At 55.0% G+C, this 20,305-nt stretch carries 15 protein-coding genes, 1 tRNA gene, 2 rRNA genes, 5 pseudogenes and 1 other annotated feature (1 of these 24 running past the window's edge); of the genes and pseudogenes, 16 read left to right on the forward strand and 7 right to left on the reverse strand.

The window, feature by feature from the left end; all coding sequences use genetic code 11:
- The 3 genes from GLP52_RS13815 to GLP52_RS13825 all read left to right on the forward strand — a co-directional run.
- A 23S ribosomal RNA gene (locus GLP52_RS13815) occupies positions 1 to 1,563 on the forward strand (it extends 1,312 nt beyond the left edge of the window).
- A gap of 183 nt (positions 1,564 to 1,746) precedes the next feature.
- Positions 1,747 to 1,861 (forward strand): 5S ribosomal RNA (rrf, locus tag GLP52_RS13820).
- 75 nt (positions 1,862 to 1,936) lie between these two features.
- A tRNA-Met gene (locus GLP52_RS13825) sits at positions 1,937 to 2,013 on the forward strand.
- Here GLP52_RS13825 and GLP52_RS19675 read toward each other — a convergent pair.
- The 6 genes from GLP52_RS19675 to GLP52_RS13855 form a co-directional block, all read right to left on the reverse strand.
- Positions 1,970 to 3,628 (reverse strand): recombinase family protein, encoded by a 1,659-nt coding sequence (locus tag GLP52_RS19675; RefSeq protein ID WP_413839953.1) that lies wholly within the window; start codon positions 3,626 to 3,628, stop codon positions 1,970 to 1,972. The genes GLP52_RS13825 and GLP52_RS19675 overlap by 44 nt on opposite strands.
- A gap of 61 nt (positions 3,629 to 3,689) precedes the next feature.
- Positions 3,690 to 3,875, reverse strand: coding sequence for a hypothetical protein (locus GLP52_RS13835; RefSeq protein WP_237271134.1), 186 nt, complete (start codon positions 3,873 to 3,875; stop codon positions 3,690 to 3,692).
- A 194-nt stretch (positions 3,876 to 4,069) separates the two neighbouring features.
- Positions 4,070 to 4,510 (reverse strand): hypothetical protein, encoded by a 441-nt coding sequence (locus GLP52_RS13840; protein WP_237271135.1) that lies wholly within the window; start codon positions 4,508 to 4,510, stop codon positions 4,070 to 4,072.
- Positions 4,511 to 4,589: 79 nt separating this feature from the next.
- A complete protein-coding gene (locus GLP52_RS13845) occupies positions 4,590 to 5,075 on the reverse strand; it encodes a type II toxin-antitoxin system PemK/MazF family toxin (protein WP_237271136.1) in 486 nt (161 codons plus the stop codon).
- A 381-nt stretch (positions 5,076 to 5,456) separates the two neighbouring features.
- A complete protein-coding gene (locus tag GLP52_RS13850; protein WP_237271137.1) occupies positions 5,457 to 6,143 on the reverse strand; it encodes a hypothetical protein in 687 nt (228 codons plus the stop codon).
- Positions 6,144 to 6,188: 45 nt separating this feature from the next.
- Positions 6,189 to 6,947, reverse strand: coding sequence for a hypothetical protein (locus GLP52_RS13855; RefSeq protein ID WP_237271138.1), 759 nt, complete (start codon positions 6,945 to 6,947; stop codon positions 6,189 to 6,191).
- 1,090 nt (positions 6,948 to 8,037) lie between these two features.
- On the opposite strand from GLP52_RS13855, the gene GLP52_RS13860 reads away from it, so the two are divergent.
- The 9 genes and pseudogenes from GLP52_RS13860 (at position 8,038) to tnpC (ending at position 16,862) form a co-directional block, all read left to right on the forward strand.
- Positions 8,038 to 9,702, forward strand: coding sequence for a phosphoethanolamine transferase (locus GLP52_RS13860; RefSeq protein ID WP_237271139.1), 1,665 nt, complete (start codon positions 8,038 to 8,040; stop codon positions 9,700 to 9,702).
- Positions 9,699 to 10,100, forward strand: a complete 402-nt coding sequence (locus GLP52_RS13865; RefSeq protein WP_237271140.1) for a diacylglycerol kinase — start codon at positions 9,699 to 9,701, stop codon at positions 10,098 to 10,100. The genes GLP52_RS13860 and GLP52_RS13865 overlap by 4 nt, the downstream gene beginning before the upstream one ends.
- Before the next feature lie 114 nt (positions 10,101 to 10,214).
- Positions 10,215 to 10,871, forward strand: coding sequence for a response regulator (locus GLP52_RS13870; protein ID WP_237272618.1), 657 nt, complete (start codon positions 10,215 to 10,217; stop codon positions 10,869 to 10,871).
- A complete protein-coding gene (locus GLP52_RS13875) occupies positions 10,868 to 12,235 on the forward strand; it encodes a sensor histidine kinase (RefSeq protein ID WP_093734261.1) in 1,368 nt (455 codons plus the stop codon). The genes GLP52_RS13870 and GLP52_RS13875 overlap by 4 nt, the downstream gene beginning before the upstream one ends.
- A gap of 207 nt (positions 12,236 to 12,442) precedes the next feature.
- Positions 12,443 to 13,762 carry a plasmid recombination protein gene (locus GLP52_RS13880; protein ID WP_237273575.1) on the forward strand — a complete coding sequence of 440 codons (1,320 nt, stop codon included), beginning with the start codon at positions 12,443 to 12,445 and terminating at the stop codon, positions 13,760 to 13,762.
- Between the two features lie 114 nt (positions 13,763 to 13,876).
- Positions 13,877 to 14,299 (forward strand): hypothetical protein, encoded by a 423-nt coding sequence (locus tag GLP52_RS13885; protein WP_237271143.1) that lies wholly within the window; start codon positions 13,877 to 13,879, stop codon positions 14,297 to 14,299.
- 235 nt (positions 14,300 to 14,534) lie between these two features.
- Positions 14,535 to 14,930, forward strand: a complete 396-nt coding sequence (locus tag GLP52_RS13890) for a transposase (protein WP_237271144.1) — start codon at positions 14,535 to 14,537, stop codon at positions 14,928 to 14,930.
- A complete protein-coding gene (gene tnpB, locus GLP52_RS13895) occupies positions 14,927 to 15,280 on the forward strand; it encodes an IS66 family insertion sequence element accessory protein TnpB (RefSeq protein WP_237271145.1) in 354 nt (117 codons plus the stop codon). The genes GLP52_RS13890 and tnpB overlap by 4 nt, the downstream gene beginning before the upstream one ends.
- Before the next feature lie 54 nt (positions 15,281 to 15,334).
- Positions 15,335 to 16,862: pseudogene (gene tnpC / locus GLP52_RS13900) on the forward strand (IS66 family transposase).
- A gap of 138 nt (positions 16,863 to 17,000) precedes the next feature.
- Here tnpC and GLP52_RS13905 read toward each other — a convergent pair.
- A pseudogene (locus GLP52_RS13905) lies at positions 17,001 to 17,234 on the reverse strand (integrase core domain-containing protein); the annotation flags it as partial.
- Between the two features lie 173 nt (positions 17,235 to 17,407).
- Between GLP52_RS13905 and GLP52_RS13910 the strand changes: the two are divergent.
- From GLP52_RS13910 to istB, 4 genes and pseudogenes are all read left to right on the forward strand, one after another.
- Positions 17,408 to 17,658: pseudogene (locus tag GLP52_RS13910) on the forward strand (IS110 family transposase); the annotation flags it as partial.
- Between the two features lie 52 nt (positions 17,659 to 17,710).
- A protein-coding gene (locus tag GLP52_RS13915) for an IS3 family transposase (protein WP_237271147.1) occupies positions 17,711 to 18,954 on the forward strand; the annotation gives its coding sequence in 2 pieces (ribosomal slippage) (positions 17,711 to 18,014 and positions 18,014 to 18,954; 1,245 coding nt in all).
- Positions 18,007 to 18,123, forward strand: a sequence feature (AL1L pseudoknot). (Overlaps the previous gene by 117 nt.)
- A 45-nt stretch (positions 18,955 to 18,999) precedes the next feature.
- Positions 19,000 to 19,380, forward strand: a pseudogene (locus GLP52_RS13920) (IS21 family transposase); the annotation flags it as partial.
- Positions 19,370 to 20,162 (forward strand): annotated as a pseudogene (istB, locus tag GLP52_RS13925) (IS21-like element helper ATPase IstB). The pseudogenes GLP52_RS13920 and istB, both read left to right, overlap by 11 nt.
- Positions 20,163 to 20,305 lie beyond the last annotated feature (143 nt).

Genomic DNA, 20,305 nt, shown 5'->3' on the forward strand with positions numbered 1-20,305 from the left:
CGCGGAGCTTTCTGTGAAGCGGGCCTGTGAGGGATCCCGTGGAGAGATCACTAGTGAGAATGATGACATGAGTAGCGACAAAGAGTGTGAGAGACACTCTCGCCGAAAATCCAAGGGTTCCTGCTTAAAGCTAATCTGAGCAGGGTAAGCCGACCCCTAAGGCGAGGCCGAAAGGCGTAGTCGATGGGAACCAGGTTAATATTCCTGGGCCAGATGGAAGTGACGGATCTCGAGGGTAGTTCATCCTTATCGGATTGAATGGGCTGCTTAGAGGTCCCTGGAAATAGCTCCATCGCTAGATCGTACCCTAAACCGACACAGGTGGATAGGTAGAGAATACCAAGGCGCTTGAGAGAACTATGTTGAAGGAACTCGGCAAAATACCTCCGTAAGTTCGCGAGAAGGAGGCCCGGTTTCTAGGCAACTAGAGGCTGGGGGGCACAAACCAGGGGGTGGCGACTGTTTATTAAAAACACAGGGCTCTGCGAAGTCGTAAGACGACGTATAGGGTCTGACGCCTGCCCGGTGCCTGAAGGTTAAAAGGAGGGGTGAGAGCTCTGAATTGAAGCCCAGGTAAACGGCGGCCGTAACTATAACGGTCCTAAGGTAGCGAAATTCCTTGTCGGGTAAGTTCCGACCTGCACGAATGGCGTAACGACTTCCCCGCTGTCTCCAACATAGACTCAGCGAAATTGAATTACCGGTCAAGATGCCGGTTACCCGCGGTTAGACGGAAAGACCCCGTGCACCTTTACTACAACTTCACACTGGCATTAGGCCGAACATGTGCAGGATAGGTGGTGGGCTTTGAAGCGTGGACGCCAGTCTGCGTGGAGCCTCCCTTGAGATACCACCCTTGTTCTGCTTGATGTCTAACCGCGGTCCGTTATCCGGATCCGGGACCCTGTGTGGTGGGTAGTTTGACTGGGGCGGTCGCCTCCTAAATCGTAACGGAGGCGCGCGAAGGTTGGCTCAGAGCGGTCGGAAATCGCTCGTTGAGTGCAATGGCAGAAGCCAGCCTGACTGCGAGACTGACAAGTCGAGCAGAGTCGAAAGACGGCCATAGTGATCCGGTGGTCCCAAGTGGGAGGGCCATCGCTCAACGGATAAAAGGTACGCCGGGGATAACAGGCTGATACTGCCCAAGAGTCCATATCGACGGCAGTGTTTGGCACCTCGATGTCGGCTCATCTCATCCTGGGGCTGGAGCAGGTCCCAAGGGTACGGCTGTTCGCCGTTTAAAGAGGTACGTGAGCTGGGTTTAGAACGTCGTGAGACAGTTCGGTCCCTATCTTCCGTGGGTGTAGGATACTTGAGAGGAGTTGCCCCTAGTACGAGAGGACCGGGGTGAACGATCCACTGGTGGACCAGTTGTTATGCCAATAGCAGTGCTGGGTAGCTATGATCGGACAGGATAACCGCTTGAAGGCATCTAAGCGGGAAGCCCCCTCAAAACAAGGTATCCCTGAGAGCCGAGGTAGACCACCTCGTCGATAGGCCAGAGATGTAAGCGTAGTAATACGTTCAGTTGACTGGTACTAATTGCTCGATAGGCTTGATTTGATCCAGTAGAAGAAAGACTTCATACTGTGACAAAAGCATACACATACAATCAGTCGTACTGACTTGGACAAATCCTTACCCAGAACGGTGAGGAGGCGGGAACGCGCATCCTTTGGATACGCTCTCTCCCGCTTGTTGCTCTTTTGCCAATGGCAAAAGCAACAACATAGAGGTTTTACTCGGTTTGGTGGTCATAGCGTAAGCAAAACACCCGATCCCATCCCGAACTCGGCAGTTAAGTGCTACTGCGCCAATGGTACTGCGTCTTAAGACGTGGGAGAGTAGGTCACCGCCAAACCTAGCAAAACCTCTAAATTTAGTATCTCTCTGCGATGACAAAATAATAAGCCAATACACAAACATTGGCCCCCGGCGCGGGATGGAGCAGCCCGGTAGCTCGTCAGGCTCATAACCTGAAGGTCGTAGGTTCAAATCCTACTCCCGCAACCAGCTTTAGCGAACAAGCCGCGTCCGAATAGGACGCGGCTTTTTTGTTGTCCGCAAAGCTTAACAATCCCAACAGCTTACCTTCCAGCTGCGCCGTGTGGCCCCGCTCCGCATCGTGACGGATCGTAATGCTGTCAATAAGCTCGCCGAGGACGTCAGACGCGCGATGCACGACATCGGGGTCGTTAAGTAGGTCGGAGATGTCGTCAATCGCAGCGCGGTGGAGTGCTGCTAAGTCCGGTGTGATCTCAATAGGATCCTGAGCCTGAGTAGCCAGATCCGCCTCAAGCTTCTTCTTGGTTGCTTCAGCCTCTACCAGCATCTCGTATATGCTGTCCGTTGCTCGGTCATCGCGGACGGCGCGCAGGCAGCCGTCGATGGATTTTTGCTGCTGCGCAATAGCGTGACGCAGGACTGCGGTCGCTTCGTGTTTGGTTCGATTTTTCTCCGCGATATGGCGTCGATACTCCTCGGAGAAGCGCGCAACAGCTTCTGGCATCATCAGCTCATCTCTGAGCCCTGCCAGAACCAAGGGCTGCAACCGGTCTATACGGATCCCTGGGATCCCCTTGCAGATCGCTGCACCTTTCTCTTTGGCGTTGGCGCAATAATAGGCCCGGCGCGCGCCTGATCCTGCAACAGTCATATTACCCCCGCACTGACCACATTCGACGAGCCCAGAGAGCAAATACTTCTTGCGTCGCAAGGCGACGGGTGCCGATTTTGACAAAGTCTTTCTTTGCGTGCTTTGGCACGCTTTTACCGCTTCCCAGAGTGCCGGTTCGATGATCCGCAACTCGGGCACCTCGTGCACGACAAGTTCTCCCTCATCCCGCTTCCGTGATACCCGTTTGTCGGTTTCTGGGTTCTTGCGGTAGTTCAACCGGTTCCACACGCGGGTGCCGGCATAGAGCTGGTTGTTCAATATTCCTGTGCCGCGTGCAGCGTTGCCGTATATCGTGTTGACCTTCCAGGCTCCCCCACGCGGGGCAGGGATGTGTTCTTTGTTGAGTTGGTGGGCAATGGCCCTCGGGCTGTTGCCATCTGCGAACTCGCGAAAGATCCGTTTGACGATGATTGCCTGGGCCTCATTGATCTCGGTCTGACCGGTCTTCCGCAATCCAGTCGATGGATCGACAGGAATCCGATAGCCAAAACTAAGCCCGCCTGCAGAGAGGCCATCTTTGATTCTGCCAGTTTGGCCCCGATGGACCTCCTGTGACGTCCGCTTAATTTGCAGGGCATCCATTGTCCCCTTCATGCCGATGTGAATCTCTTCGATACGGCCGTCGGCCACCGTGTGAATCTCCACGCCGTGGAAGTCACAGACTGCGAAAAGATTGGCGGATAGTTCCTGACTTCGGTTCAGTCGGCTCGTTCCCTCGGCCAGAACAACATCGACCATACCGCTTTTGACGGCTTGCATCATCTTTTGGTAGCCAGGTCTGCCGCGGTTTGCCCCGGAGATCCCGGCATCTTCAAATGTCTCCAGAACCTGCCACCCGTTTGTCTGCGCAAAGGCGCGGCAACTCGCGATCTGATCTCGTGTCGAGTTGGCATTCTGCATATCAGTCGAAAAACGGGCGTAGATCACGGCACGGCGGGCAGTCGAAGTCATGTGGTCTCCTGCGAACTGTTGTTCACGATATTAAGATGATTGCTTTGATAGTTGCCTCGCATCAATGGCGGTTTTGTGGCAACGCACTGAATGAAATGCGATCTGACCTTGTTCGCCATAACTTTGCCCAAAAGAGCCTGCATATGGTTAACCCTGCGCTTGGTGTTTCTTCCTTCGTTCTGCCTTCTTCGGTGGCCCGCTTGGCGGCAACTTCAGCTATCAGGTCGATCAGATTTGTGAGGGTCATTCGCTTCTCCTTCGGTTGTGGACATTCGAAAACCAACAACACGACGAGATACGGTGGCCCTTAACGGTTGATCGTCTACGCCCGCACAGAGATGATCTGTGCGGGCGTCTCTGTATGGGCGGCGCGCTGACATCTGTAGCAGCAGAAGTGTCGCCAGCGCGCCTGATGCGGGGTGTCTAAACCCGCATGTTCGGTCAGGCTGCTGCGCGCAGTCCCTGAAGAGCCTTCTCGGCACGAAGCAGATCGTGCACTGCTGAAAGGCTTACGTAGAGCTCGATTAGCACTCCCAGAGCGTTGGTTAGCCGATCGGCTTCCGGCGTCAGACGTTCCATACCGTAGTCCTGAGTGTCGGACACGTTCTCCGCGCTGTGATCGTAATGCGTATCGACATAGGTTCCTTCGATGATCTCGGCATCGAGCACGCCCACGAGATCGTGCAGCTTTGCGAGAACGCCCTTATCGAAGATCGCCCCACGCTGAAGGAGCGCCGCGAGCGCTTGGGCCTCCCGTTTAGGCTTCGGGGCAATGAGGTCGAGGACATCCTGTTCGATGCCCGTCGCGGCGGCGCGGGCGAGCGGGTAGCACGCGGCTGCCATAGGGGTGACTTCTGTGCCTGGTGTGAATGGTAGTTCCATAGTCTTTATCCTTTGATGTTTGAGGTGCGGGGTCGCTCGAAGGCGCGGTTCCCAAAAGGAAACCGCGAACTACGCGCGACTATCGTGCCGAGTCTTCCCGGCGTTCTTCTTGCGCGGCTGTCCGTATGTCAGCGTCGGATTGTAGCCGTGCCTGCACGGCATTCATCCGCTCGATAAGTGGCGGATCCAAACGACCGATGAGTGTTCCGCTATCGTCGTCGTCATCGAAACCAGAATGATTAACGCTGACGATGAGCCGACGGGCGCAGACAAAGCGCGACGGCCGCTTCAGGCCAGCTGCGTGGCAGGACGCCAACTCCCCGACTCTCACCTCGTAACCGCGGTTCGCATTAGTAGGTGCTGAAGTGCCGTAGGCAAGTTCGATGAAGCAGGTCCCGCCTTTGGTAAAGACGTCGAGAACCAAGCAGGGGCGACGTTTGGGCCTCGTGTCCGTTGATGCGTCGTATTCGTCCGCTAGAGGATACCGGAACAAGACGACATCGCCTCGTTCGACAAGGTTCTGCCAATCAAATGCTGGCACGAAGGGTTGAGTGGATTGATACATCTGGGGTCTCCTGTGATCCGATTGAAAATCGACACCAGCTTTGGAGACCTAAAAAGCCTCCAGTTTTGCTGCGCGTCACAAAGACCGCGCAGCAAAACTGGAGGTAAAAAAACGGGAGAGCGGCGAGAGGGTAGGCCCTCTCGTCAAATTTTATTGGAAGTTCTGTTGTGCAGAAGTCGGGCGGTAAGCGGCCATTCGCCGAAAAGATGACCGTACCCCGCCAAAGTAAAGAAGCGGACCTTCAGCGAAAACTCTCAGGATATGCTTGAGCTGTTCGATAGAGAGAGGACGGATTTTGGGCACCGCGCACAATAGGTTCGGTTTCGAAATCATGGTCCTGAAAAACCGCGAGGCAACCTGGAACGCGGTTTTAGCCATGGATTACTTTCCGGAATAGCCGAAGCGATTGGCTAGTAATAACGCTTGCTCAGAAAGTTCCACCTCCGGAACCGGGCGAGGCTTGTATCCCATTTTTGTGTTCGTCGGACTCCGTCGATCGAGGATGGGGTCGACGCCAAGGAACTCTGCAACGTCATTCAGCCGCTGGTCGAGATCTTCTAGGCGCACACGTAGGTAGGGAAGATTAAGATGTGCGGCATTATCCTCGACCATTTGATTCCAGCGAAACCAGTAGGTCACTAGCCGCTGCACCTCATCATGCTCACTCCAGACAGCGAGATGCCGCTCTAGAAAACGGCGATGTTCTAATACAAAGTGCCATCGATCACGAACCTGACGGCGGTAGAGCATCCAGGCCTTCGGATGAAAACCGGTGCGACCGTAGGTGACATGCCGGAAGGGTCGCTTCGACAGCAAGCCAAGGCGATGGAACGATTGGATAACCCTCACAGGATCTCGTACGAGGTGAACGATCGGTGTGCGTGGGGGCAGCTGATCTAGAAATGGCGCCGCGTACCAAGAGCTTTCGAACCGGTGGGAACTATGATGCTGTCCAAAAACGTCATAGGCCGCTTCGTGGCCGCAAGACGCACCTGAAACATTCAGGACATCGGCAAGATAGCTGGTACCCGATCGGCCGCAGCCAGTGATCAATCCGTTCAAGGTCAAGTTTCAGCCTTCTAAGTAGAGCACTGTAACGCGCTGCGCATTTAATCAGGTCTCGCTCTCATGGACGTCCCGAATCCAGTGGCTCTGGCCATCGATGAGGGTCTTTTTCAGGTTACTGGCCTGACGATGTTCGCGGCCGATGTCAGAGATCCAAAAGTCGCCTCCGACGCCAAGCAGCCGGCTCCGGAACGTTTTGGTGTATTGACCCAGTTCTGGGTTGCGATCCCCGTACAGCTGTTTCTCCGGATCAAGGTCCAACCTCATCTTCGACGCGCATTCATGCGCGAAGCTGCGCTCCAAAAAGCTAGGGCTTGTCGTGAAGATCGGCCGATCGTAGTTGTACTTTCGCCCGATATTGAGGCCTGCGATGCGGCGACGCGACCATTCATAGTGGAACGGCGAGCTTCCCTTCCAGTTCTTTTCCCTTGTTAGAAACGCAATCTGACGTGTCATATTGTCGAAATGCGGAAACACATCCTCCGGCCGCACTTCGCGGTCGATCACCCAGTCATCCTCAAGGTGGAGTGCCGCTGCTGCGGAGGTGTTCGACCAAAGCCACTTCACCGCGCCGGTGAAGCTGCAAGTATCAGGCGCGCGGATGTGGCAGGCAGGAAATCTCTCTCGGATCAGGTCGGCGCAGGACTGGGTGTCCTCGGCTGTGCCTTCGAACGGATCGATGTTGGCGTAGACCGTTGAGACCTCGAAGTTCGAGAGTAGGTTTTTCCCGAAGCTATCGAGTGTCCGTTCGAGCAGTTGCGGGCGGCTCCCCGAAACCAGAAGCAGATCGATTGCGGTGGTGTGCATGACTGGCGGTCTCCGACTTGCGCGCGACGCGCCTCATCTAGCATTGATATTGCGGGGGCAACTCTATGCGCATGAAGGTTCGCTGTACACCCCGAAAGCCTGAGAATGGCAGTGCTCTTAAATTGACCAACTACAATATGTTAAGCGCATAGCGGCGGCATAGAATTTAGCGAGGCGCCGGGTGCCGTCGGTACTGAAGTCCTCAATACGGCCGGAATGCAACGACCGAAATTATTGCAAACTTTGATCAATGTGGCGTCAAGCATGACTGCGACCGATCGTCGGCTGTGCACGTGGTGCGATCAGCTGTGAAGATTGGTGTTGCTTTTGGCTTCGTCTAGCTGCGCATGTGACGTTCAGAGCGGCGGGACGAAACTAGCAAAGTCCGCAAAGCGAACCTGCAGCATGTAAAATGCTGCGCCCTTCGCCCAATGTCCGCTTTGAAAAACTGCGCCGCAGGTTCGAGAGCTTGCGTAAACGGCAGATTGGGGCCGTCTGCTGCCTTGCGATTTCACGCATTTCAAAACCGTCTGAGAGGGTGCAGGGACAAACGGCGAGTGGTCCTTGCCTTGGAGCGTCCAGAGAGGGAAGTCCGCTCTTTGGTCTCAGACGGACAGGCTGCCAGGGGGTGCAGGGGGAGTGGCGAACGACGACCCTGCGAGTGGGGATGAAAGGGGTGGGCGAAACCTCCCTTTCTCGGGCTGAAAGCCCCTTGAGGGTTTGGGAGAGTTGGACGTCTCCCAAGGTCGCCGCAGGCGGCCAGGGTCCAGGGGCTTGCCCCTGGCGAATGCGTAGCTCGAACGTAGAACCGAAGGGCCGGAGTGCGAGCTACTTAGTGAGTAAATAACCGGCGTTCTGAACGGGAGGAAGTCGCTTGCGGCCCGAAGCGGACATTCATTACCTGCTGTAATGCTGCGCTGCGGCAGGTCAATGGTACCATGTGAGCCTTGACCCCACCGCAAATTTGTTCTGGCCGAATCTGCTACTTCACAGAAAAGGCGGCGCTCGAACTCGAATGGTTTTCATTCGTAAGCTTCTCGTAAGCTTCCAATGATCATGAGCACGCAATTGACCTTGCGAGAGCTCTACAATGCCAACTTTTCACTCCCTTAGATGCCGAACGGCAGAACTGCGTGAGCGGTCAACTATTTCGCCACTCTTGCTGACCGTTCTGACCATCGCATTCATGTTTTGTGTCGACAATGGCACGTTCTGGGTGATCGCTGCGGATGTCTTCTCGGGCCATCTGATTTCCCTGTTAGGATATATGGCAGCATTGTTTCTTCTGACGCTGGCGGCATTCAGCCTGTTTGCCTTTCCGTGGACAGTTAAACCGTTTCTGATCTCGATGCTGATCTTGACTGCTATGACGTCGTATTTCGTTGATACGCTGGGGATCATCATAGACCGTGACATGATACAGAATATCTTTGTCACGACCGTGAGTGAATCCAGACATCTGATAACGGCTGGCTACATCACCCACCTTGTTATTTTCGGCATTTTACCCTCACTCTTGGTGCTCTGTGTCCGCATTCGACCGCAGCGGCGCGTTAGTGCGGCCGTGACACCGATGCTGACATGCGTTTTAAGTTTTGCGTTGGCGGCGGGCTTGTTGATGGCCGACCTGAAATCCTATTCTTCCATCCTGCGCGAACGGAAAGATTTCATGAGCAGCTATCAGCCAGGCGCGCCGCTCGTGGCCGCGATCCGATATGCTAAAATGATGTCGCGTTCAGCCAAGCTGGACCTCGTCAGAACCGGAACGGACGCACGGACCGGCGCTGCGTATGACGAGCCGCAAAAGCCCATGCTGACGATTGTTGTTGCCGGTGAAACAGCGCGCGCCCAAAATTTCAGCCTGAACGGCTATGATGTTGACACAAACCCCGAGTTGGCACAGTTGCCGATCATCAATTTCAGCGACGCGCAGTCTTGCGGAACCGCGACAGCCGTATCGCTGCCCTGCATGTTCTCGAAATTCAGCCGCGACACCTATTCGTATGAGAACGGCATTTCGACCGAGAACGTGCTGGATGTGCTGGGGCACGCAGGGCTGCATGTTGAATGGTGGGACAACAACACCGGTGACAAAGGGATTGCCGCGCGGTTCAAGACGCGCAAATTTACCGACCTGAACAATTCGGAATTCTGTTCGACGGGTGAATGTATGGACGGAATATTCATTGAGCCCCTCAAAGACTACATCGCGTCGATCACCGAAGATACCGTTCTGGTCCTCCACCAGATGGGAAGCCACGGACCGACCTACTACCAGCGTTACCCAGAAGACTTCGAACGTTTCAAACCGGCCTGCCGCTCCTCAGAGTTCAAAAAATGCACGCCACAGGAGATTACCAACGCCTACGATAATACCATTGCCTATACCGATCATATCCTCGCCCGGATCATTGGCATGCTGTCCGCAGATGACCGCCTGGCCACATCGCTGATCTATATGTCGGATCACGGTGAATCTCTGGGTGAGCATGGGCTCTATCTCCACGGCGCACCCTATTTCATGGCACCGGAAACGCAAACCCATGTGCCGATGATCCTATGGTTGTCTGATGCCTTCAAGACCCGCTTTGGCATTGATGAAAGCTGCGTCGCCGCACAGGAGAACAACCCGCTTTCGCATGACAACCTGTTCCACTCGCTGCTTGGTTTGCTTAATATCGACACAGCAGAGCGAAATGCCGATCTGGATATCTTTTCTTCCTGCAAAACCAAAGTAGAGCTGGCCAAGATATGAAGTTTGATAAGGCAATCCGGCCTCAGAAACCTGCGCGGGTCACCGGGGTTGCCCATGTCTTTGCCGCAGCAGGATATTCGATCGGGGGCATCCGCAGGCTATGGTTGGAAACTGCGTTCCGGCATATCGTCGTGGCTTTGCCGCTCTGTGGTGTGCTGTTGTACGTCATGGATGCGGAACTCTTCGACTACCTGATCCTTTTGATCCTGTTCTCCGGCCTCATCGCAGTGGAAGCGCTGAACACGGCGATCGAATGTATCGTCGACCACCTGACACCGCAGTGGGAGGTGTTCGCGCGCGACGCAAAGGATCTGGGATCACTTGCAACAATGTGCCTGCTGTTTGCGAATGGCGTTTTTCTGTGTGCTGTGGTTTTGCGTTCTTACGGCATAGGCTGAAAGGCATCCGATGGATAGGTCGAGAAAGGAGACGTTTCTCATGTGCAAACGGCAGTCGAAATCAAGCGTTGGGCGAACTGTGGCAAGCTTCTCATCGGATCGGACTGGACCAAAATGCGCATCCTCCTGATTGAAGACGAAGCTGCACTTGCGCGGCCGCTCATAGAGCATCTGGAGGCTGATCAGAACATTGTCGAATGGTTTGACACGCTGGACGAGGCCGATGCCGCGCTGCGCACCTTGGATTATGATGTGGTTCTTTTGGACCTGAAACTGCCTGATGGAGACGGGCTCATCTTTCTCAGTTCATTGCGGGCGCGGATGCTGCGGACGCCGATCATCATTCTGACTGCGCGCGACAAGGTCTCGGACCGGATTGACGGATTGAACCGTGGTGCCGATGACTATGTGATAAAACCCTTCGATCTCGATGAGGTAAAAGCGCGCGTTCACACCGTATGTCGGCGGAGCGCAAACCAGATTGCGCAAACTGTCCAGCTGCGCGATCTGGTGATCAACCTGTCGGATCACAGTGTCATCCGTGCTGGGCAACCGGTCCGGCTGACCGCAAAGGAATGGGGTGTGTTTGAAACGCTGCTGCGCCGAAAGTCACAGATCGTGCCAAAGGAGAGCCTCGAGGCCTCTATCTATGCCTACGGTGAAGAGATAGAAAGCAACGCTCTCGAAGCACATATCAGCCGCCTCCGCACAAAATTGGGCAAAGACCTGATCGTAACGCACCGGGGTATGGGGTACGCACTGACAAAATGATTAACCGCCGCAAAAGCCTGTTTCAGTCGCTTCTGGGTTCGTTGCTTTTGCCCGGACTGATCGTCATGGTGGTAAGCGTTTTCATCGTCCTCCATGTATTCATGGACGAATATGACGAACTGCTCGATGCCAGCCTCACTGGCAAGGCCCATCTGCTGCGCGACATCATCGAAACCTCCCAAAGGACCACGGGAAGCATCGGCACCGGTGCGGGCAATCTGCTGGACTACGAAAGCGATCTGCGCAAGCCGAATGAGCGGGCTTTGCTGTGGTATGTCGGTGTGAACGGTGAGGTCATGGCGCGATCCATGACAGTAGGAACTTTCGCGCTGCCTGTACCACTGCTTCCAGGTCTGAGCACCACGCGCGGGCATCGTGTCATTGTTCTGCCGTCGGATCAGCCTGGGATGGGAAGCGTGGTGGTGGCCGAACCGATGATCGAACGCAGCGAAGCGATAACCGATGTGATCATCGGGGTCGTTGTCGGTTTAGCACTGCTGGGACTGCTCTTTGCCCTTGCGTCATTCTGGGCGGTTCGCCGTTCAGTTGCGATGATTGCAGAGCTCAGCCGAAACATCGCCGAAAAGAACGAACACAACCTGTCCCCTATTGATCGTGACAATACATTCGCCGAGATCACGCCGGCGATTGACACGCTCGACGGGCTGATGTCGCGGCTCGACCGCGCGTTGCATGCGGAACGTGCCTTTGCCACCAATGCCGCCCACGAATTGCGCACACCCGTCGCGATTTGCCTGGCCCAGGCGCAAAGGCTTCGGGCAAAGATCAATGACCCGGTCCAAACCGGCAACCTTGTCGAAATCGAGACGGGTCTGAAACGTCTGGAACGCTTGATTGAACGCCTGCTGCAATTGTCACGGGCGCAGTCCGGGTTGGGCCTGAATGCGTCTGTGACAGACCTAAATCCAGTGATCACGCTCCTGATGAACGAATTGCGCAATCAATGCCCGGATACTGACAAGCTGGTGCTGAAATTCCCCACAGGCCGCTGTTTAAGCCGCGTCGATCCGGACGCATTGGGTATCATCCTGACCAACATATTCGACAACGCCCTGAAACACGCCTGTGGCACTGCACCCACGATCGTGGATGCCAGTCGGCCGGGAGATGTGTTGGTATCAAACGACTGCGCCCCGCTATCCACTACCGATTTTGAAGCTATGAAACAGCGATTTATCCGACGCGACACAGTTTCAGACGGATACGGTCTTGGACTGTCGATCGTTCAGGACCTGTGCAATCAGTCTGGCTGCCAATTCGAGATCTATGGCCCCCGTCCGGACAATCCACGCGGTTTCGCAGCCGTCGTGCGCCTGCCCAAAGTTGAGATTATCAAAGCATAGCGAATGAAAATGTCGATTTCGTCATCGATGGACATATGTCGCAACCGCGGCGAATGTCTGCTTCCCGCCCAACTGACCGAAGTGTGATGGAGCTGGCTCGATTGCATTTGCGGCAAAATCTTTCACCTGAAATCTTTGCCGCCCTCAAATTATCACCTCAAAAATCCCATCACCATTTTCTCATCTCCACCATCAAGGAGATGAAAAATGGACGGTTCACAATTTCACACCCGCTTCCCCGTCGTGCTGCGTTTCGAGGGGATCGGTCCCGAAAACATTGCTGGATACGAAAAGCACCGCAAGCGGGTCGGGGGCGACACCGGTCACATTCTGGAGCACCCGCCAGCCCCAAATCGCCGTCTGATTGGATCCGAAAACTGGGCGTCTGAAGCTTTAGCTGAGATTGCCGAAATAAAGGCACAGAACTTTGCGGCCGAACTTGAGGCGTTGGAACAGCGCAAGCGTAAAAAAGATATCCAGAAACGGCTGGCGGAAGGGCCGCACAACCCTTGGCGTCCAACACGTCACGGTCCAATGCGTGAGGTGATTCTGACTGCTAACAAAGAGTGGTTCGATGCTGACCCTGCCGCAGTGTTCGATGAAGGTGTCGAAAACAACCAAAGGATTGCGGATTTCGAGCTGTTGTCGATTGCTTGGCTGAAAGAACAGTTTGGCGATGACGTCATTCACGCACGCGCAGACCTTGATGAAGAAGCTTATCACATCCACGCCGTAATCATGCCGCGTGTCTGCGTGGAGATGATGCGCACGGACAAGGCAACGGGCGAGAAGAAAGTCATCGCGACCCGGAAGATGCTTCAACCATCAAAGTTCGACGTAATAGAAGACTACGAGCACGCTCAGGATAGCGTCGGCGCGTGGTTTTCCAAAATCGGTCTCGAACGCGGTGAAAAGCGCAAGGAGGCGTTCCGCCAGGCTGTCGCCCAAGGTGAAACGCCGCCGCCAAAACGGATGCATACAAAAACGAGGGACTGGCGGCGCAAAAAGGATAGTGAACTGGCCAAGCGTGAGCATGATCTTGATGCTCGAACTGACGCGATCGAGGAAAAGTCGGCGGAGGCGGACGCCATCATCGACATCACCGAAGCCATCGCGGACGGCGTTGTTGATCCGTCGGCTGATGGAACAGCGGCAATCGCACCGGTGAAGGGTCGCGAGAATGACCCAGTTTTCCTGAGAGCACAAAACAAAGCGAGGCAATCGCCCACGGGCGCTGCACGCGTTGCGAAAGCCTTCCGTCGCGGATGGGGCGCAATGTTCAAGAAAGCGCGCACGGACGCCTTTGAGCGGGTTTCGGATGAGTTCCGCGCTGCCAACCGAACATTAGAGGAGGCGACATCAATGTTGGCGAAGGTTGGGGCCACTCTCGGCGATGGCTTTGCCGAAAACGTAAGCTCGCTTTCGGAGCTTGCTCAACGATTGAAGAAGGCGGTTGTCACAGGAAATCTTTCACACGAAAGAGCCGAAAAAAGAAGTGCAAGCAAAGACAATAACTTAGGGGATTGACCAATTTTTTGTTGCCGTAAAAGTCACCGTATCCCGATTTGCTCTCCCATCTAATTTTTACGCAGCCCAGACATTCCGTCCGAGCATGAACTTACCAGAACAAAGGATTATTAGATGAACAACCGCATGCAAGGAAAGCCTTCGAAAACTACCCGCAAGAAACGCGCTGATGTGCCAATGAGCGCAGCGATGCAAGCAGCGATGTTCAAGGTCGCCAATGTTGCCGCGAACTTGTCCAGAAAAGACGAAGCAGCCCAGCAAGCTGCGCGTAAAGCGATTGCAGACACTATCGAGGAATGGATCGCCTTCCTGACGGAAAATGACCCAGAAGCAGTCGATCAGTTCTACTATGAGGTTTGTATGATGGCCTCTGCCGGCAACCGCCGCCGTATCTCCAAACACGCGCTTATGCCTGCAGGTATCGTCGAGCAAGTTGAGGACGATTTGAAAAGTCAGAAGGAAGAAGCTGAACGAGCCGCGGCTAAAGAACGGGCCGTGGAAAAAGCCAAAGAGGCGGGTGATCAAGTTCCGGCCTAAGTTTTATTCGCAGAGATCGAGATTTGTTCGCCAAAGGCCAAATCCGGCTCCCGCAACCAAATCTACACAAACTTAGCAGTAAACAACGCCCGCAGAACATGCGGGCATGCATGCGTGCAGTATCTCTAATAGCTTGCCCCGCAGTTCAAGGTAAGCGGTGCGCCCACCCCACCTTCCTTGTGAGTCCCCGATCTGAGATTCAGCCCTGACGGATGGATTATCAGGGAGTTTCTCCATGGAGCGCTCAACGGAGTTTCTCAGTAACATTGATTTGGTGGTGGGGCCGCGTGGTCACCGCCGTTGGCCGGATGCGGTGAAGGCACAGATCGTGGCCGAGACGTTGGTGGAAGGTGCGACAGTTGGCGCTGTGGCACGGCGGTATGACATGCGGGCCAATCATTTATCGGAATGGCGACGCATGGCGCGCGAGGGCAAACTGGTTCTGCCCGCTGTGACCGAGGAACCAAGCTTTGCAGCGTTGGTTGTGCGCGAAGATGTTGAGGCGACACCTGACCCTGAGCCGCCGTCGCCGTTGGATCTGATTTGTGGGAGTGTCACTGTGCGATTGGATGCAGGCACATCGGCGGCGCGCATTGCCGAGATTGCCCGCGCCTTGAATGCGCTCTCATGATGTTCCCATCAAACCGAGTGAGGATCGTTGTCGCGACCAAGCCGGTGGACTTCCGCAAGGGTCATGATGGGCTGGCAGCGCTTGTCAAAAACGAGTTGCGCAAGGACCCGTTCACCGGGATAGTTTTTGTGTTCCGCTCAAAGCGGGCAGATCGGCTGAAGTTGCTGTATTGGGACGGCACTGGTTTGGTCATGGCTTACAAAAGATTGGAGGAACAAACCTTCACGTGGCCCGCTATCAAAGATGGTCTGATGTCGCTAAACCATGCCCAGTTTGAAGCACTTTTCTCGGGTTTAGACTGGCGCAAAGTAAGGGCTTTATCAGTGCGTCCGCCGACTGCGGCAGAGTGAATCAGGCTGTCTTTTGCAGAGGTGTTGAGCTGCAGGAAATGGTAGTCATTCCCCATGTCAAAACCAGTTGATCTCCCTAATGATGTTGAGGCCCTGGAAGGCGTTGCTTGTCGCCTCAGAGGATCGCAATCTGCGCAAGCAGGATCGTATTGATCAGTTGGAGAAACTGGTATCTGACTTCAAACGTGCGCTGTTTGGCGCAAAGTCTGAGAAGGCCGATCCCGAGCAATTTGAGCTGTCACTTGAAGACATTGAAACCTCGATGGCTATGGTTCATGCTGAAGACGAAGCGCTTGATCCGCCTGCATCGCGCTCGGCAAAACCGCGCAACACCAATCGTGGGTCACTGCCAAAGCATCTGCCCCGCATTGAAGAGGTAATTGCGCCCGATAATATGACCTGCGGCTGCGGTGGTGAGCGCCATGTAATTGGTGAGGACACGTCTGAGCGCCTCGACATCATCCCCGCCCAGTTCCGTGTGATCGTCACCCGCCGCCCAAAGTATGCTTGCCGATCCTGCACCAATGGTGTGGTGCAAGCGCCTGCACCAGCGCGCCTGATCCCAGGCGGCATGCCGACAGAGGCAACGGTGGCGCATGTTCTTGTCAGCAAATATGCGGATCACCTGCCACTGTATCGCCAGGCACAGATTTACAGCCGCCAAGGGATCGATCTGGATCGCTCCACCCTCGCGGGATGGGTTGGCAAAGCGGCCTATGAGCTACGCCCTGTCTTCGATGCGTTAATGGCTGACCTCAAATGCTCAACCAAACTCTTCATGGATGAAACAAGAGCACCAGTGCTTGATCCGGGTAGACGTAAAACCAAAACTGGTTACTTCTGGGCACTGGCCCGCGATGATAGGGCTTGGTGTGGAGCGGCACCACCGGGCGTTGCCTTTACATATGCGCCCGGGCGTTCCGGCCAATATGCAGATGACATTTTGAAAGGCTTCTCTGGCATCCTCCAAGTGGACGGATATGCCGGGTATAACCGCTTACTCAAACGCGCCGATGACAATGTCGTCTTGGCCTACTGCTGGGCCCACGCACGCCGCAAACTGCACGAAGTTGCACAATCTGGCACTGCCCCCATCGCCGAAGACGGGCTGAAACAGATCGCTGCGCTCTACCTGATCGAAAAGGATATCCGGGGTCTGGCACCCGAGGTGCGATTGGCAGCACGGCAAGACCAATCGGCACCGTTGATCGTCGCGTTTGAGGAGTGGCTCACGACCAACCGCGCGCGGCTGTCTGCCAAAGCCCCTTTGGGCGAAGCTCTCAAATACATCGCAAAATACTGGGATGGACTGTGCCTGTTTCTGACTGACGGCCGCATCGAAATGGACAGTAACGCAGTGGAACGCACGATCCGTCCCATCGCTCTGAACCGCAAGAACGCACTCTTCGCTGGCCACGACGCCGGAGCCTCAAACTGGGGCGTCATCGCTTCCTTGATCGAGACCTGCAAATTGAACAGTGTCGATCCGCATGCCTATCTGGCCGATACGTTCACTGCCATCGTCGCAGGCCACAAACAAAGCCAGATCAACGATCTGCTACCATGGAATTACGCTAAATAGGTGGGATCGGCGCACCGCTTACGGTGGTGAATAGCCCCTGGTTTCTTAGACGCCTTGCAGCTTCTGTTGTCATCTTTCGAAGTCTGCTGGTGACAAGGTAATCCCCCCATTTTTAATGGGGCTCAGCCGTAGAATTCCGGCGGCTGTTTTCAGTTTCATGGCGGGTGTGATGCCGCCAATGCCCATCTTGGGCCGCTCGTTGTTGTAGGTCCAGAGCCATTCGGTTGCTTGGTCTTCCGCCTCCTCGATCGTTTCAAAGATATATTGCCCCAGCCATTCGCCACGAACGGTGCGGTTGTAGCGCTCGAAATAGGCATTCTGTTGGGGCTTACCGGGCTGGATATATTCGAGCCGAACATTGCGTTTCTCAGCTCATTCCATCAGCTTACCACTGACCTATTCTGTGCCGTAACACCTTCGGAATGAAGCTGATTGAGAGGCTATGACCGCCTGCGCAGCCCCCAGATTGCGCGGCAGGTGGTCATAGCCGAGTCTCAGGTCCCTACAGTGGTTTTACACAAACCACACCGCAAAGGAGACCAACTATGACCAAGATTATTGTTACACCAGATGCCCCTGTTTTGGTGGCTATCGACATCTCCAAGGCCCGGCATGAAGTTTTGATCGCTATTCCAGATAAGAAACGGCGACGTCGCTTAACCGTTTTGAACGAACGCGCCGACTTTAACCGCCTCGCCACCGCACTTAAGGAATACGGACGCCCAGTTCGTGTGGCCTTTGAGGCGACTGGCAATTATCCCGTGTCTTGGCGTACTATCTGGCAACTTCTGGCTTTGTGAACCGCCCCGGGTTTACCGGAGGGCAAAACTTTCGGAGAATTGCCCATTATGGAACAGTCACACAACAAGAAGACCTCGAAGCCGTATTCACCTGAGTTCCGCGAACGTGCGGTGCGGTTGGCGATGGAACACCGCGATGAGTATCGTAGCGAAGCTGCTTTATTCACAGCGATCGCAAGCAAATTGGGCTGTTCGCCAGACAGTCTTCGCGTTTGGGTCCGGCAGGCTCAGCGTGATGGCGGCGAACGGCCTGGCCAAACCAGTGCCGAGAAAGCGCGGATCAAGGAGTTGGAGCGCGAGGTGCGCGAACTCCGGCAGGCCAATGAGATCCTGAAGAAAGCATCAGCGTATTTTGCCCAGGCGGAGCTCGACCGCCCGTTTCGCAAGTGACTGCTTTCATTGAAGAACATCGCGGTGAGTTCGGGGTCGAGCCGATGTGCAAAATGCTGCAAATCGCCCAGTCCACCTATTATGAACGGCGCTCCATCGCGCGTGATCCTGATCGGGCTTCAGCCCGGGCGAAGTCTGACGCTGATCTGTGCATCAAGATCAATGCGGCCTGGGAAGAGAACCGCAAGCTCTATGGTGTGCGGAAGATCTGGCATGTCTTACTGCGCGATAATCAGGAGATCGCACGATGCACGGTGGAGCGGTTGATGCGCAATTTGGGCATCAAGGGCGTAGTTCGGGGTAAAAAGGTTGTCACGACTAATCCGGACACCTCCCAGCCGTGCCCTGACGACAAGGTAAACCGCTTGTTCAAAGCAGATCGGCCTAACCAGCTCTGGGTCTCTGACTTCACATACGTCCCGACGTGGTCGGGAACGGTCTATGTCGCTTTCGTCATCGATGTCTTTGCGCGCCGGATCGTTGGCTGGCGCGTATCGACCTCAATGGCGACGCAGTTCGTTCTCGACGCTTTGGATCAAGCAATCTGGCAAAGAAAAACACTTGATAACAATACCTTGGTTCACCACTCAGACCGTGGATCGCAATATCTCTCGATCAAGTATACCGAGCGCCTTGTCGAATTCGGTATTGATCCATCGGTTGGAACAGTCGGCGATTCCTATGATAATGCCCTCGCTGAATGCGTCATTGGCCTGTTCAAAACAGAGGTCATCAACCAGATCGGTCCATGGAAATCGAGGCGCGAAGTCGAATGGGAAGCGCTGAAATGGGTCGATTGGTATAACAACCGTCGGCTATTCGGTCCCATCGGATACATCACACCCGCAGAAGCAGAGGAGGTATTCTATGCAAATCTAAACACACTCGATAAAGTAGCCTGACGTTGAACAAAGCACCCTCCGGTAAAATCGGGGCGGTTCAGGCACCATTATCTGGCGGTGGTTCAACGCAAACCCGGCGCGCTGCGCAACGGGGCACCCTTCGTTGAGATGCCAGAAGGGTTCCGGAAGCTGCAGGATCATATGTTGCGTAGGCCAGGTGGTGACCGCGAGATGGTCGACGTCCTGTCCTTGGTGCTCCACCATGACGAACAGGCCGTGCTTTGCGCGGTGGAAATGGCGCTGGAGGCGGGCGTGCCAACAAAAACCCATGTCTTGAACCTACTTCACAGGCTGGTGGATGGCGCACCGATAGACCAGCCCGATGTGACCCCGCCTGCGGCCCTTTCTTTGAATAAGGAGCCCGAGGCCAATGTCGCACGATATGACGGGCTACGCACTACAGGAGGAACACGTCATGCGTCATGATCCCGCCGGCGCTGCCATCGTCATTATGATGCGCAGCCTGAAGATGCCGGGCATGGCACAGGCCGTGCAGGACCTGCATGAGCAGGGATCGCCCGCTTTCGATGCAGCGATCCCCATGTTGTCGCAGCTGCTTAAGGCCGAGATTGCTGAACGTGAGGTGCGTTCCATCGCCTACCACATGAAGGCAGCACGCTTTCCGGCATACAAAGACATCTCTGGCTTCGACTTTGGCACCAGCGAAGTCCGTGAAGCTTTGGTCCGCCAACTTCACCGATGCGAGTTCATGGAGGCGGCTGAGAATGTAGTGCTGATCGGGGGGCCCTGGAACGGGAAAATCGCATGTCGCTACCGCCCTCGGCATTCAAGCAATCGAGCATCATCGCAAGCGTGTGCGCTTCTTCTCCACGGTCGAGTTGGTCAATGCGTTGGAGCAGGAAAAGGCCCAAGGCAAGGCAGGAAAGATCGCCGAGGCGCTGGTGAAAGCCGATTCGTTGATCTTGGATGAGCTGGGATATCTGCCGTTCAGCGCTTCGGGTGGCGCGTTGCTGTTCCACCTTCTGAGTAAACTCTACGAGCGCACCAGCGTCGTTATCACAACCAACCTGAGCTTTAGCGAATGGGCCAGCGTGTTCGGTGATGCCAAGATGACCACCGCGCTCCTCGACCGCCTCACACATCGTTGCCACATTCTCGAGACCGGCAATGACAGCTATCGGTTCAAGGCCAGCTCGGCGACAGCCAAACAAAAACGAAAGGAGAAAGCGGCATTGACGCCATCATAAAGCAAAGAACATAACAACTGGCTGGGTCAAGTCTCGGTGAAAATGCCGGGTCAGTTCTCAGTGACAATCAACATGCTAAAACCAGAGAGACGCAGGTCTCACTGCGGAACCGCTCTTAGTGAATGCTTTTGGAATAAAATATC

It is taken from the genome of Sulfitobacter sp. M22 (assembly GCF_021736025.1).
Classification (GTDB): domain Bacteria; phylum Pseudomonadota; class Alphaproteobacteria; order Rhodobacterales; family Rhodobacteraceae; genus Sulfitobacter; species Sulfitobacter litoralis.

Coding starts and splice junctions, on each gene's coding strand:
- GLP52_RS19675 (WP_413839953.1), bottom strand. CDS start 3,628: ATGACTTCGACTGCCCGCCGTGCCGTGATCTACGCCCGTTTTTCGACT.
- GLP52_RS13835 (WP_237271134.1), bottom strand. CDS start 3,875: ATGACCCTCACAAATCTGATCGACCTGATAGCTGAAGTTGCCGCCAAG.
- GLP52_RS13840 (WP_237271135.1), bottom strand. CDS start 4,510: ATGGAACTACCATTCACACCAGGCACAGAAGTCACCCCTATGGCAGCC.
- GLP52_RS13845 (WP_237271136.1), bottom strand. CDS start 5,075: ATGTATCAATCCACTCAACCCTTCGTGCCAGCATTTGATTGGCAGAAC.
- GLP52_RS13855 (WP_237271138.1), bottom strand. CDS start 6,947: ATGCACACCACCGCAATCGATCTGCTTCTGGTTTCGGGGAGCCGCCCG.
- GLP52_RS13860 (WP_237271139.1), top strand. CDS start 8,038: ATGCCAACTTTTCACTCCCTTAGATGCCGAACGGCAGAACTGCGTGAG.
- GLP52_RS13865 (WP_237271140.1), top strand. CDS start 9,699: ATGAAGTTTGATAAGGCAATCCGGCCTCAGAAACCTGCGCGGGTCACC.
- GLP52_RS13870 (WP_237272618.1), top strand. CDS start 10,215: ATGCGCATCCTCCTGATTGAAGACGAAGCTGCACTTGCGCGGCCGCTC.
- GLP52_RS13875 (WP_093734261.1), top strand. CDS start 10,868: ATGATTAACCGCCGCAAAAGCCTGTTTCAGTCGCTTCTGGGTTCGTTG.
- GLP52_RS13880 (WP_237273575.1), top strand. CDS start 12,443: ATGGACGGTTCACAATTTCACACCCGCTTCCCCGTCGTGCTGCGTTTC.
- GLP52_RS13885 (WP_237271143.1), top strand. CDS start 13,877: ATGAACAACCGCATGCAAGGAAAGCCTTCGAAAACTACCCGCAAGAAA.
- GLP52_RS13890 (WP_237271144.1), top strand. CDS start 14,535: ATGGAGCGCTCAACGGAGTTTCTCAGTAACATTGATTTGGTGGTGGGG.
- tnpB (WP_237271145.1), top strand. CDS start 14,927: ATGATGTTCCCATCAAACCGAGTGAGGATCGTTGTCGCGACCAAGCCG.